Origin of the sequence: Mycobacterium sp. 1081908.1 (genome assembly GCF_001673535.1) — a bacterium.
In the GTDB taxonomy this organism is placed as follows: domain Bacteria; phylum Actinomycetota; class Actinomycetes; order Mycobacteriales; family Mycobacteriaceae; genus Mycobacterium.
On the sequence record NZ_LZLY01000103.1, the window covers coordinates 46,486 to 59,319 of the forward strand.

Here is a 12,834-nt window from a genome sequence, read left to right on the forward strand (position 1 = left end):
TCATGTTCATCGGGGGCCGCCCTCGTCGCCGACCAGCACCATCGCCTCGTCCAGCTCCAGGATGTTGGTGGTGTCCCAGGGCCGGGCCCAGCCGGCGACATCCAGCACCGCGGAGATCACCTGGCCGGTGAATCCCCACACCAGCATCTGGTTCAGCAGGAACGCCGGCCCGGCCCAGCGGCGGCCGAGGCTGCCGCGGTACACCATCAGCCGGTTGTCCGGATTGATGAAGGCGCGCACCGGAACCCGCGACACGATCGCCGTTTCGGTCTCGTCGACGACGGCCACCGGCCCGGGGTCCGGCGAGTACGCCAACACGGGCACGACGTGGAACCGCGACGGCGCGATGAACGTCCGTTCCATCGTGGCCAGTGGATGCAGCCGACTGACGTCGATCCCGGTTTCCTCCTGCGCCTCGCGCAGCGCGGTGGCCACCGGACCGTCGTCGCCGGGATCGGAGGCGCCGCCGGGAAAGGCCGCCTGGCCGGCGTGGTGGCGCAGTGTCGAGGCCCGCACGGTCAGCAACAGGTCGGCGTCGTCGGGCACACCGCCGTCGGCCGGGCCGGACTCGGGACCCGAGAACAACACCAGCACGGCCGCCTCGCGGTCGTCTCCGAGTAATGACGCCATCGACGCGGCGGCCTTGGACGCGGTCACCATCGCCAATACGCCGGCGGGCAGCCGATGCCGGTACGCCTCGGGGATCTGACCCACGTTGTCGACCAGCGGACGCAACCAGGGCGGCGACAGGTCGGGTAGCAGCGGAATGGTCCCCCGCGAGCGGGGAAGGCTCCCAGAACCCACGGGCGCCTCCCTCGGTCCAGTCAATCTGCCTATCCCGCGTCGTTCCCGACCGCAGCTGCGATCTCGTCGGCACTGGCGAAAGGCCGCGGCAGCATCTGCGCAACGCTACCGTCCGGCCGGAGGACGACCGTCGCAGGCATCACATTTACCACACGCAGCGCGGCAGCGACCCGACGACGGCCGTCCTGCAGGGTCGGCAGCCGAACGCCTAACTCCGCCAACCGCAGTAACGCGGCCGTCTCGTTCTCGTCCTGGTGGACGGTCACCACCATCACGTCCGGGCCGACCCGACGCTGATACTCGGCCATCGCGGGAAGTTCGGCCGCGCACGGCGCGCACCAGTACGCCCAGAGATTGAGGACCACCCGGCGTCCGGCCAGCGCGCGGGCGACGTCGACGGCCGACCCGTCGGCGGCGCACTCCACCGTGATGCCGCGCAGCGCCGCCGGGCCGGGGCCCCCGCCGGCGGCGGGGCACGGCGGCAGGTTGGCGCGCTCGCGCGGACCGGCGAGCGCGGCGGGCGTGTCGGCGTCGCGGTGCTCCCGGGGGGCGGGCGGTTGGGTCGTCGCGGTCGGTGCCGAGTTGTCGTGCAGCTGGGCCACCAGCGCCGCGACCAACGCCGCCACCACGGCCAGGATCGCGATGGTCCACCGGGTTGTCCGGGTCAACGTCGCGCGCCCCGGTATTACAGCCCCACCAGGGCCAGCAGGTGCTCGGTTTCCGGGCCCTGGACGAGCGGCGCGGCGAGCAGCGGTTCGGTGGGGCCCAGCCCGAAGGAGGGGCAGTCCTTGGCGAGGATGCAGGCGCCGCACGCCGGTTTGCGCGCGTGGCACACCCGGCGGCCGTGGAAGATGACGCGGTGGCTGAGCATGGTCCACTCGCGGCGTTCGATCAGCTCGCCGACCGCGTGCTCGATCTTGACCGGATCCTTCTCGACGGTCCAGCGCCACCTGTGCACCAACCGCGAGAAATGGGTGTCGACGGTGATTCCCGGGATGTCGAAGGCGTTGCCCAGGATGACGTTGGCGGTCTTGCGGCCCACCCCGGGCAGGGTCACCAGCTCGGCCATGGTCGACGGCACCTCGCCGTCGAACCGTTCGACGAGCGCCTGCCCCAGCCCGATCAGCGACGACGCCTTGTTGCGGAAGAAACCGGTGGGACGGATGAGGTTTTCCAGCTCGGCGCGGTCGGCCTGCGCATAGTCGAGCGCGGAGCGATATCGCGTGAACAACGCCGGCGTGGTCAGGTTGACCCGCTTGTCGGTGCTCTGCGCCGAGAGGATGGTGGCCACCGTCAGCTCTAGCGGCGTCGTGAAGTCCAGCTCGCAGTGGGCCTCTGGAAACGCTTGCGCCAGTGCGCGATTCATTCGCCGCGCCCGTCGCACCAGCCCGACTCGCGTTTCTTTGGACCACCGATCGGCGACGACACCGTCTGAAGCGGAAGGCGTTGACTTCGAGCGCCCGGATGCCTTTGCCGCTGTCACCTACGACAGAGTACTGATTTCGTGATCTGGCTGAGACCTAAGCCATGTTTACTCTCCTTGTGTCATGGTTGCTGGTGGCGTGCGTTCCCGGGCTGTTGATGCTCGTGACGTTCGGTCTGGGGCGGCTGGAATCCGACCTCGCCCACGACAGTGTCTCGGCGACCGACGTCGACGAATTCCTCGAGTATGCGGAGGCCGTCGACGTGCACACGCTGGCCCGCGAAGGCATGCCCGAGGCGCTGGAATACCTGCATCGGCGCCAGGCACTGCGGCCGGTGGATTCACCGCCGGCGCGCCCGGCGATCGGTCCGCGCCACGCCAAGCCGGTGTTTGCCATCGCCATCGGTGACCGCGACGAGGCCGGTCTGCCGACGCGGACGCGGGCCCATTCGCATGTCAATCCGCAATTTAGGGGGACTGGACACATCAATCGTGTGTAGCGTGGCACGTTGGACACAATTGGCCTACCTCTAGACTTACGTCACACGAGCAGGGTTGGCCTGCCCGTATCACAACTGGAAGCTGAAGAGGCAACGGTGGACGAGATCCTGGCAAGGGCAGGAATCTTCCAAGGGGTTGAGCCCGGCGCGGTCACCGCGCTGACCAAGCAATTGCAACCCGTCGACTTTCCGCGCGGGCACACGGTTTTCGCCGAGGGGGAACCGGGCGACCGGCTGTACATCATCGTTTCGGGGAAGGTCAAAATCGGCCGGCGTTCGCCGGACGGCCGCGAGAATCTGCTGACGATCATGGGCCCGTCGGACATGTTCGGCGAGTTGTCGATCTTCGACCCGGGTCCGCGGACTTCCAGCGCGACCACCATCACCGAAGTTCGGGCGGTCTCGATGGACCGCGACGCGCTGCGGGCGTGGATCGCCGACCGCCCGGAAATCGCCGAGCAGCTGCTGCGGGTCCTGGCCCGACGGCTGCGGCGCACCAACAACAACCTCGCCGACCTCATCTTCACCGACGTGCCCGGCCGGGTGGCCAAGCAGCTGCTGCAGCTGGCCCAGCGTTTCGGCACCCAGGAGGGTGGCGCCATGCGGGTCACCCACGACCTCACCCAAGAGGAGATCGCCCAACTGGTGGGCGCGTCGCGGGAAACGGTCAACAAGGCCCTGGCCGATTTCGCCCACCGCGGCTGGATCCGCCTGGAAGGCAAGAGCGTGCTGATCTCGGACTCCGAGAGGCTGGCCAGGCGCGCCCGCTAAGCCCGGTTGCTCGTCGAGCCTGTAATTTCGCAGGCCCCTACTCGCACTTCTGCTGCGAGATTTCAGTCTCGACGCAGGTAGTCCAGTTGCGCCTGGACCGACCATTCGGCCGCGTCCCAGAGCTTCTCGTCGACGTCGACGTAGACGTATTCGACGATCTCGCGCGTGGTGGCCTCGTTGCCCAGATCCCAGAGCGCCGCGCGCACCTGCTCAAGACGTTCGTGCCGGTGCGTCAGGTAGCCCGACGCGACGGATTCGAGGTCGGCCAGCTGCGGCCCGTGCCCGGGCAGCACCGTGCGCCGGCCCAAACCGCGTAGCCGCCGCAGCGATTCGAGGTAGTCGGCCAGGCTGCCGTCCTCCTTGTCGATGACGGTGGTGCCGCGGCCCAGCACGGTGTCCGCGGTCAGCACGGCGTCGTCGAGCAGGAACGACAGCGAGTCGGCGGTATGGCCGGGCGTCGCCATGACTTTGATCTTGAGCCCGGCCGCGTCGATGACCTCGCCGTCGGTGAGGTGCCCGCCGAGGCCGCGCAGGAATCCACTCCCGGCGGACCGGACCGTCGCCCCGGTCAGCTCGACCAGCTTGTCGATGCCGTCGGTGTGGTCGGGGTGCCGGTGGCTGATCAGCACCAGGGCGATGCGGCCCAGCGTGGCGATCCGGGTGATGTGCTCGTCGTCGTCGGGGCCTGGGTCCACGATGACCAGCTCGTCGCTGCGCGGTCCGCGCAGCACCCAGGTGTTGGTGCCCTCCAGCGTCATCAGGCCGGGGTTGTCGGCCAACAGGACCGACGCAGTGTCGGTGACCGCCCGCAACCGGCCGTATGCGGGATGGGTCAACGACTCAGCGGTCTCGGTCACGGCCGTCAGCCGACCTCCACGATCAGCTCCACTTCCACCGGCGCGTCCAGTGGCAGCTCGGATACCCCGACCGCCGAACGCGCGTGCGCGCCTTGGTCACCGAACACCTCGCCCAGCAGCTCGGACGCCCCGTTGATGACGCTGGGCTGGCCGTTGAAACCCGGAGCGGACGCGACGAACCCGACGACTTTGACCACCCGCGCGACGGCATCGATGCCCACCAGCGAATGCACCGCGGCCAGCGCATTGAGCGCGCAGATCCGCGCCAGCGACTTGGCGTCCTCGGGGCTGACCCCGGCGCCGACCTTGCCGGTCCGCGGAAGCTTCCCGCCCTCCATCGGCAGCTGGCCCGAGGTGTAGACCAGGTTGCCGGTCCGCACCGCGGGAACGTACGAGGCCAGCGGCGCCACCACCTCGGGAAGCGTGAGGCCGAGCTGCCCGAGCCGGGCGGATGCGCTCATCTCTACTTGGGGCGCTTCAAATACGCGACGTGCTGCTCGCCGGTGGGCCCGGGCAATACGGACACCAACTCCCAGCCGTCGGCGCCCCACTGGTCGAGGATCTGTTTGGTGGCGTGGGTCAGCAACGGGACCGTGACGTATTCCCATGCGATGGGTTGGCTCATGACGCGAGCTTATCGGTCGGCCGTCAACGGCTCTGGCCAGCCCAAGGGCGGTGCCGCGCTCGGGCTAGCATGCGAAGGTGGCATCCACTGAAAGCGGCGGTAGTTCCGTCGGTTGGCCCGCGCGCCTGTCGAAGGCGCGCTTACATTTCGTAACCGGCAAAGGCGGGACGGGTAAGTCGACGGTCGCGGCCGCGCTAGCCCTGACGCTGGCGGCGGGCGGCCGCAAGGTCCTCCTCGTCGAAGTCGAAGGCCGCCAAGGGATTGCGCAACTTTTCGACGTCCCGCCGTTGCCCTATGAGGAGCTCAAGATCGCCACCGCCGAGCGCGGCGGACAGGTCAACGCGCTGGCGATCGACATCGAGGCCGCGTTCCTGGAATATCTGGACATGTTCTACAACCTGGGCATCGCGGGCCGCGCGATGCGCCGCATCGGCGCCATCGAGTTCGCGACGACGATCGCGCCCGGCCTGCGCGACGTGCTGCTCACCGGCAAGATCAAGGAGTCGGTGGTGCGCCTCGACAAGGGGGCCAAAAACCCGGTCTACGACGCGGTGGTGGTCGACGCGCCGCCGACGGGCCGCATCGCGCGCTTCCTCGACGTCACCAAGGCGGTGTCCGACCTGGCCAAGGGCGGCCCGGTGCACTCGCAATCCGAGGGTGTGGTGAAGCTGCTGCACTCCGATCAGACCGCCATCCATCTGGTCACGCTGCTGGAGGCGCTGCCGGTGCAGGAAACGCTCGAGGCCATCGAGGAGCTTGCCGAGATGGAACTGCCGATCGGTAGCGTGATCGTGAACCGCAACATCCCATCGTTCCTCGAGCCGCGCGATCTGGCGAAGGCCGCCGAGGGAGACATGGACGCGGACTCCGTGCGGGCCGGCTTACAGATGGCCGGAATCAAGCTCAGCGACAGCGACTTCGCGGGCCTGCTGACCGAAACGATTCAGCATGCGACCCGGATCACCGCGCGCGCCGAGACGGCGCAGCAACTCGACGCGCTGAAGGTTCCGCGCCTGGAGCTACCGGCGATTTCCGACGGCGTCGACCTCGGCAGTCTCTATGAGCTGTCGGAAACCCTTGCGCAGCAGGGGGTTCGATGAGCGTCACGGCGAAAACCCTTGACATGGCCGCAATCCTGGCCGACCGATCCAACCGGGTGGTCGTGTGCTGCGGCGCCGGCGGGGTGGGCAAGACAACCACCGCGGCCGCGATGGCAATGCGCGCGGCCGAATATGGCCGCACCGTATGCGTTTTGACGATCGATCCGGCCAAGCGGCTGGCGCAGGCGCTCGGCGTCAACGACCTCGGCAACACCCCGCAGCGGGTGCCCTTGGCGCCCGAGGTCCCCGGCGAACTGCACGCGATGATGCTCGACATGCGCCGCACCTTCGACGAGATGGTGATGCAGTACTCCGGCCCCGAGCGGGCAGAGGCGTTGCTGAACAACCAGTTCTACCAGACGGTCGCCACGTCGCTTGCCGGCACGCAGGAGTACATGGCGATGGAGAAGCTCGGCCAATTGCTGAGCCAGGACCGCTGGGACCTCATCGTGGTGGACACCCCGCCGTCGCGCAACGCGCTGGACTTCCTCGATGCGCCGAAACGGTTGGGCAGCTTCATGGATAGCCGGCTTTGGCGGCTGCTGCTCGCACCCGGCCGCGGCATCGGCCGATTGGTCACCGGCGCAATGGGTTTGGCGATGAAGGGCATGTCCACGATCATGGGCTCGCAATTGCTCAGCGACATCGGTTCATTCGTGCAGTCACTGGAATCGACCTTCGGCGGTTGGCGGGAAAAGGCCGACCGCACCTACTCGCTGCTGAAGAGGCGCGGCACGCAGTTCGTCGTGGTCTCCGCGGCCGAGCCCGACGCGCTGCGCGAGGCGGCATTCTTCGTCGACCGCCTGTCGCAGGAGGGCATGCCGCTCGCGGGGCTGGTCCTGAACCGCACCCACCCGACGCTGTGCTCCCTGCCGGTCGAGCGGGCCATCGACGGGAGCGAGACGCTGGACGAATCGGATTCCGACGCCGCCGCGTTGGCTTCCGCGGTGCTGAAGATCCACGCCGACCGGGCGCAAACCGCGAAGCGGGAAATCAGGCTGCTCTCGCGCTTCACCGGAGCCCACCCGCACGTGCCGGTCATCGGGGTTCCGTCGCTGCCGTTCGATGTCTCGGACCTGGACGCGCTGCGGGCGCTCGCGGATCAGATCACCGCCGTCGGCGACGAAGCGGCCCGCGCTGGGGGCACCTCCCGCTAGCGGGGGACGGGGCGCTGAGAAGATCACCCGCCGGTTAGACGCTCGCAGAAGCTATTAGACATGAGCCAGCAGTGGTCGGTGCCGGCCGATTCGTTGCTGTCGAATTACTATTGGGCACAAGCCAGCTAGCATTCCACACCAGCCAGTTGTATATTGAACAAAGGTCAGTAAGGTGCCCACTCAGGGCTGTAACAGTTTCGTAATCACGAAAACAGTTATTTTCAGAACCGTTAGTTCGCTTGCGCCCGGAATTGCCTGACGCGCTCGTAAAATACCGCCGGTCAGCCGACGCTGCGGCCGCGGCGCTTCTCGAAGAAGTCCTGCCAGGAGATGACCTCGGGATGCTGCTTCAGCAGGGCCCGGCGCTGGCGCTCGGTCATCCCGCCCCACACCCCGAACTCGACCTTGTTGTCCAACGCATCCGCCCCGCACTCCTGCATCACCGGGCAGTGGCGGCAGATCACCGCCGCCTTGCGCTGGGCGGCCCCCCGAACAAACAGTTCATCGGGGTCAGTGGTCCGACATAGCGCCTTCGAAACCCACGCGATCCGTTCCTCGGCGTCGACACTGCGTAATACGCCCTGAGCAGCCGCAATGTTCGTTCGACGCGCGGCCGGCCGTGAACCTGACACGAGCTGTTCCCTTCCTTCCGACCGCTTGCGCGGCCGCCCTCCTCGGGTGCAGACCCTGCTGCGATCTACGCCACACCATGCAAATCGGTGTTATCTGAATCTCACCGTGTGTCTAAGTTAGGTGGTCAGGTGGCAATTGCGCAACAGTCTGATAACGCTTTTTTTGGGACGGGCGTGCAGTCTTGGGGAAAAGCTTAAACCCGAGCGGGGCACCGCGCACTTCACCCGGGTGGCTGACCAGTGACGGCGGCGATAATTTTTTGCCAAGCCCCATCGTAAGTTCGCTGGTCACGGTATGACGGGGGTTTGGCCAACTCGTGGCGTGGCCACCTGACCGGGGGCGGCTACCCTAGAACGCATGTCAGACCGCCCCCCGGCCGTTCTCACGGTTCTCAAGCTCGCGGGGTGCTGTTTGTTGGCCAGCGTCGTCGCCACGGCCCTGATGTTTCCGCTCGCCGGCGGAATCGGGCTGATGTCCAATCGGGCCTCCGAGGTGGTCGCCAACGGGTCCGCCCAGTTGACGCAGGGCGAGGTGCCCGCCGTGTCGACGATGGTCGACAAGAAGGGCAACGTCATCGCGTGGCTGTACTCTCAGCGCCGCTTCGAGGTGCCCACCGACAAGATCGCCAACACCATGAAGCTGGCGATCGTCTCGATCGAGGACAAGCGCTTCGCCGACCACAACGGGGTGGACTGGAAGGGCACGCTGACGGGGCTGGCCGGCTACGCGTCCGGCGACGTGGATACCCGCGGCGGCTCGACCATCGAACAGCAGTACATCAAGAACTACCAACTGCTGGTGACCGCCCAGACCGACGCCGAGAAGCGCGCGGCGGTGGAAACCACCCCGGCACGCAAGCTGCGCGAGATCCGGATGGCGCTCACGCTGGACAAGACCTTCACCAAACCGGAGATCCTGACGCGCTACCTGAACCTGGTGTCGTTCGGCAACGGTTCGTTCGGCGTGCAGGACGCGGCCCAAACGTACTTCGGTATCAACGCCTCGGACCTGAACTGGCAGCAGGCGGCCCTGCTCGCGGGCATGGTGCAGTCGACCAGCGCGCTCAACCCGTACACCAACCCCGACGGCGCCCTGGCCCGGCGGAACCTGGTCCTCGACACCATGATCGAGAACCTGCCCCAGGAGGCCGACGCCCTTCGCGCCGCCAAGGCCACGCCGCTGGGCGTGCTGCCCCAGCCCAACGAGCTGCCCCGCGGCTGTATCGCGGCCGGCGACCGCGCCTTCTTCTGCGACTACGTCCAGGAGTACCTGTCCCGCGCCGGGATCAGTAAGGAACAGGTGGCCAGGGGCGGCTACCTGATCCGCACCACGTTGGACCCGGATGTGCAGGTCCCGGTCAAGGCGGCCATCGACAAGTACGCCAGCCCGACCCTGCCGGGCATCTCGAGCGTCATGAGCGTGATCCAGCCGGGCAAGACCTCCCACCACGTCATGGCGATGGCCAGCAACCGCACCTACGGCCTGAACCTCGACGCCGGCGAGACCATGCGACCGCAACCGTTCTCCCTCGTCGGCGACGGCGCGGGGTCGGTATTCAAGATCTTCACCACCGCCGCCGCGCTGGACATGGGCATGGGGATCAACGCCACGCTCGAGGTTCCGGGCCGGTTCCAGGCCAAGGGCATGGGAAGCGGCGGTGCCAAGGGCTGCCCGAAGGACACCTGGTGCGTCGTCAACGCGGGTAACTACCGGGGCTCGATGAACGTGACCGACGCGTTGGCCACCTCGCCCAACACCGCGTTCGCCAAGCTGATCCAGCAGGTGGGCGTCAGCCGGACGGTGGACATGGCCATCAAGCTGGGGCTGCGGTCCTATGCCGATCCGGGCACCGCGCGCGACTACAACCGCGACAGCAACGAGAGCCTGGCCGACTTCGTCAAACGGCAGAACATCGGCTCGTTCACCCTGGGCCCGATCGAGGTGAACGCGCTGGAGTTGTCCAACGTGGCGGCCACCCTGGCCTCCGGCGGGGTGTGGTGCCCGCCGAACCCCATCGACAAGCTGATCGACCGCAACGGCAACGAGGTCTCCGTGACGACCGAGACCTGCGATCAGGTGGTGCCCGAGGGCCTGGCCAACACGATGGCCAACGCGATGAGCAAGGACGCCGTGGGCAGCGGCACGGCGGCGGGCTCGGCCGGCGCGGCGGGCTGGGACCTGCCGGTGTCGGGTAAGACCGGAACCACGGAGGCCCACCGTTCGTCCGGCTTCGTGGGATTCACCAGCCACTACGCGGCCGCCAACTATATCTACGACGATTCGCCCAACCCGACGGATTTGTGCTCCGCCCCGCTGCGTCACTGCGGCGAGGGGGACCTCTACGGCGGCAACGAGCCGGCGCGCACCTGGTTCACCGCGATGAAACCGATCGCGACCAGCTTCGGCGAGGTCAAGCTGCCGCCGACCGACCCCCGCTATGTCGAGGGCTCCCCGGCTTCGCGGGTGCCGGCCGTCACCGGCCTCGACGTCGACGCGGCCCGGCAGCGCATCAAGGAGGCGGGCTTCCCGGTCGCCGACCAGACCAACTCGGTGAACAGCACCGCCAAGCTGGGCGAGGTGGTCGGAACGTCGCCGTCCGGCCAAACGATTCCGGGGTCGATCATCACGATCCAGGTCAGCAACGGCATCCCGCCGGCGCCGCCCCCGCCGCCTGAGGGTGCGCCGCCCGTGGTGGGCTCGCAGGTGGTCGAGATTCCGGGCCTGCCGCCGATCACGATTCCGCTGCTGGCGCCACCGCCGCCGCCCGGGGCGCCCCCTCCATAAGCGGCCGGCATATCCGAGTTGTGGCGCAAGCTATACGCGCCGAGACCGCAACCGGCAGTAGGCTTCCTGCATGGCTGACGTTCTGCCCGTCCTGATGCGCACCGGCGCCGTGGCGCTCGGCTCGACCCTGGCCGGCATCGGTTATGCCTCGCTCGTCGAGCGCAACGCGTTCGTCCTGCGCGAGATAACCATGCCCGTCCTGACGCCGGGGTCCACGCCGCTGCGGGTGCTGCACATCAGCGATCTGCACATGCTGCCCAACCAGCGCCGCAAACAGGCCTGGCTGCGCGAGCTGGCGGCCTGGGAGCCCGACCTGGTCGTCAACACCGGCGACAACCTGGCGCACCCCAAGGCGGTGCCCGCGGTGGTGCAGACCCTGGGCGACCTGCTGTCGCGGCCCGGCGTCTTCGTCTTCGGCAGCAACGACTACTTCGGGCCCCGCCTGAAGAACCCGCTGAACTACCTGACCAACCCGTCCCACCGGGTCCGCGGCGAGCCGCTGCCCTGGCAGGACCTGCGGGCCGCGTTCACCGAGCGCGGCTGGCTCGACCTGACGCACACCCGCCGCGAGTTCGAGGTGGCCGGCCTGCACATCGCCGCGGCGGGCGTGGACGACCCGCACATCGACCGGGACCGCTACGACGCGATCGCGGGCCCGGCCAGCCCCGCCGCGAACCTCAGGCTCGGTTTGACGCACTCCCCCGAGCCCCGGGTGCTGGACCGCTTCGCCGCCGACGGCTACCAGCTGGTGATGGCCGGACACACCCACGGTGGGCAGCTGTGCCTGCCGTTCTACGGCGCCCTGGTGACCAACTGCGGCCTGGACCGCTCGCGGGCCAAGGGGCCGTCGCGCTGGGGCGCCAACATGGCGTTGCACGTCTCCGCCGGGATAGGCACCTCGCCGTTCGCGCCCGTGCGATTCTGCTGCAGGCCCGAGGCGACCCTGCTGACGCTGATCGCCAGCCCGATGGGCGACCGCGATTCCACCAGCGACCTGAGCCGTTCGCAGCCGACCGCCTCGGTGCGTTGAGCGACCGGACCCGGATCGCGGTCCGTACCCTGCCACGAAGCTGGACGGACGACGCGATCCGGCTGATCCAGGCCGACGCGCGGCGCAGCGCCGACACCCACCTGCTGCGCTATCCCCTGCCGTCGGCGTGGGGCGGTGACGCAGAGGTCGCGCTATACCTCAAGGACGAGAGCACGCACATCACCGGCAGCCTCAAGCACCGGCTGGCGCGCTCGTTGTTCCTGTACGCGCTGTGCAACGGGTGGATCGGCGAGGGCACCACGGTCGTCGAGGCGTCGTCGGGTTCGACGGCGGTGTCCGAGGCCTACTTCGCGGCCCTGCTGGGGCTGCCGTTCGTCGCGGTGATGCCGGCATCGACCAGCGCCTCCAAGGTTGCGCTGATCGAATCACAAGGCGGCCGTTGCCATTTCGTGACAGACTCGAGCCAGGTGTACGCCGAGGCGGAGCGCGTCGCCAAGGACACCGGTGGGCACTACCTCGACCAGTTCACCAACGCCGAGCGCGCCACCGACTGGCGCGGCAACAACAACATCGCGGAGTCGATCTACGAGCAGATGCGCGAGGAGCGACACCCCGTCCCGGAGTGGATCGTGGTCGGCGCGGGCACCGGCGGCACCAGCGCGACCATCGGACGCTACATCCGCTATCGGCGGCACGCGACCCGGCTGTGCGTCGTCGACCCGGAGAACTCCGCGTTCTTTCCCGCCTACGCCGAGGAGCGCTGCGACGTCGTGATGCCCGCCTCGTCGCGGATCGAGGGCATCGGGCGCCCGCGGGTCGAGCCATCATTTCTGCCCGGCGTCGTCGACCGCATGGTCGCGGTGCCCGACGCCGCGTCGATCGCCGCCGCCCGCCACGTCAGCGCCGTCCTGGGGCGCCGGGTGGGGCCGTCTACCGGCACCAACCTGTGGGGCGCCTTCGGCCTGCTCGCCGAGATGGTTTCCGAGGGCCGCAGCGGCTCGGTGGTCACCCTGCTGGCCGACAGCGGCGACCGCTACGCCGACACCTATTTCAGCGACGAGTGGGTCAGCGCGCAGGGCCTCGATCCGGCCGGCCATGCCGAGGCGCTGGTCGAATTCGAGCGCAGCTGCGCGTGGTCGAGCCCATAGCCAGCGGTTTGGTCAGCCGGCGGGCCGGTGCGATACGCTGT

General features: G+C 68.3%; 14 protein-coding genes. 7 read left to right on the forward strand and 7 right to left on the reverse strand.

Going from position 1 to position 12,834, the window contains the following annotated elements; genetic code table 11:
- Nucleotides 1-6: 6 nt before the first annotated feature.
- From A5655_RS16410 to nth, 3 genes are read right to left on the reverse strand one after another with little or no spacing between them, the layout of a single operon-like run.
- Nucleotides 7-804, reverse strand: coding sequence for a CoA pyrophosphatase (locus A5655_RS16410; RefSeq protein ID WP_369807225.1), 798 nt, complete (start codon nt 802-804; stop codon nt 7-9).
- A gap of 29 nt (nt 805-833) precedes the next feature.
- Complete coding sequence (locus tag A5655_RS16415) at nt 834-1,472, reverse strand: TlpA disulfide reductase family protein (protein ID WP_067011623.1); 639 nt, start codon at nt 1,470-1,472, stop codon at nt 834-836.
- Nucleotides 1,473-1,489: 17 nt separating this feature from the next.
- Complete coding sequence (gene nth, locus A5655_RS16420; protein WP_067011625.1) at nt 1,490-2,170, reverse strand: endonuclease III; 681 nt, start codon at nt 2,168-2,170, stop codon at nt 1,490-1,492.
- A gap of 161 nt (nt 2,171-2,331) precedes the next feature.
- On the opposite strand from nth, the gene A5655_RS16425 reads away from it, so the two are divergent.
- Both A5655_RS16425 and crp read left to right on the forward strand, forming a co-directional pair.
- Nucleotides 2,332-2,727 carry a hypothetical protein gene (locus tag A5655_RS16425; RefSeq protein WP_067011627.1) on the forward strand — a complete coding sequence of 132 codons (396 nt, stop codon included), beginning with the start codon at nt 2,332-2,334 and terminating at the stop codon, nt 2,725-2,727.
- A 96-nt stretch (nt 2,728-2,823) separates the two neighbouring features.
- The gene (gene crp, locus A5655_RS16430) at nt 2,824-3,498 is read left to right on the forward strand and encodes a cAMP-activated global transcriptional regulator CRP (protein ID WP_036465140.1); all 675 of its coding nucleotides are present in this window, start codon (nt 2,824-2,826) and stop codon (nt 3,496-3,498) included.
- Nucleotides 3,499-3,560: 62 nt separating this feature from the next.
- On the opposite strand, the gene A5655_RS16435 is transcribed toward crp, so the two are convergent.
- Genes A5655_RS16435 through A5655_RS27920 form a run of 3 tightly spaced genes read right to left on the reverse strand, consistent with a single transcriptional unit; the run spans nt 3,561 to nt 4,980 of the window.
- Nucleotides 3,561-4,355, reverse strand: coding sequence for an MBL fold metallo-hydrolase (locus tag A5655_RS16435; RefSeq protein ID WP_067011629.1), 795 nt, complete (start codon nt 4,353-4,355; stop codon nt 3,561-3,563).
- A 5-nt stretch (nt 4,356-4,360) separates the two neighbouring features.
- Nucleotides 4,361-4,816, reverse strand: a complete 456-nt coding sequence (locus A5655_RS16440) for a RidA family protein (RefSeq protein ID WP_067011631.1) — start codon at nt 4,814-4,816, stop codon at nt 4,361-4,363.
- A gap of 2 nt (nt 4,817-4,818) precedes the next feature.
- A complete protein-coding gene (locus tag A5655_RS27920) occupies nt 4,819-4,980 on the reverse strand; it encodes a DUF4177 domain-containing protein (protein ID WP_073871548.1) in 162 nt (53 codons plus the stop codon).
- A gap of 77 nt (nt 4,981-5,057) precedes the next feature.
- Between A5655_RS27920 and A5655_RS16445 the strand changes: the two genes are divergently transcribed.
- The gene (locus tag A5655_RS16445; RefSeq protein WP_067011634.1) at nt 5,058-6,080 is read left to right on the forward strand and encodes an ArsA family ATPase; all 1,023 of its coding nucleotides are present in this window, start codon (nt 5,058-5,060) and stop codon (nt 6,078-6,080) included.
- Complete coding sequence (locus tag A5655_RS16450; RefSeq protein WP_067011636.1) at nt 6,077-7,237, forward strand: ArsA family ATPase; 1,161 nt, start codon at nt 6,077-6,079, stop codon at nt 7,235-7,237. The genes A5655_RS16445 and A5655_RS16450 overlap by 4 nt, the downstream gene beginning before the upstream one ends.
- 281 nt (nt 7,238-7,518) lie before the next feature.
- On the opposite strand, the gene A5655_RS16455 is transcribed toward A5655_RS16450, so the two are convergent.
- Nucleotides 7,519-7,869, reverse strand: a complete 351-nt coding sequence (locus A5655_RS16455) for a WhiB family transcriptional regulator (protein WP_067011638.1) — start codon at nt 7,867-7,869, stop codon at nt 7,519-7,521.
- A gap of 358 nt (nt 7,870-8,227) precedes the next feature.
- Here A5655_RS16455 and ponA2 point away from each other — a divergent pair, with 358 nt between their 5' ends.
- The 3 genes from ponA2 (at nt 8,228) to A5655_RS16470 (ending at nt 12,793) form a co-directional block, all read left to right on the forward strand.
- Nucleotides 8,228-10,654, forward strand: coding sequence for a transglycosylase/D,D-transpeptidase PonA2 (gene ponA2 / locus A5655_RS16460; protein ID WP_067011641.1), 2,427 nt, complete (start codon nt 8,228-8,230; stop codon nt 10,652-10,654).
- A 70-nt stretch (nt 10,655-10,724) separates the two neighbouring features.
- Complete coding sequence (locus A5655_RS16465; RefSeq protein WP_067011643.1) at nt 10,725-11,684, forward strand: metallophosphoesterase; 960 nt, start codon at nt 10,725-10,727, stop codon at nt 11,682-11,684.
- Nucleotides 11,681-12,793: a PLP-dependent cysteine synthase family protein gene (locus tag A5655_RS16470; RefSeq protein ID WP_067011645.1), complete on the forward strand. Its 1,113-nt coding sequence runs from the start codon at nt 11,681-11,683 to the stop codon at nt 12,791-12,793. Before A5655_RS16465 ends, A5655_RS16470 begins: the two co-directional genes overlap by 4 nt.
- Nucleotides 12,794-12,834 lie beyond the last annotated feature (41 nt).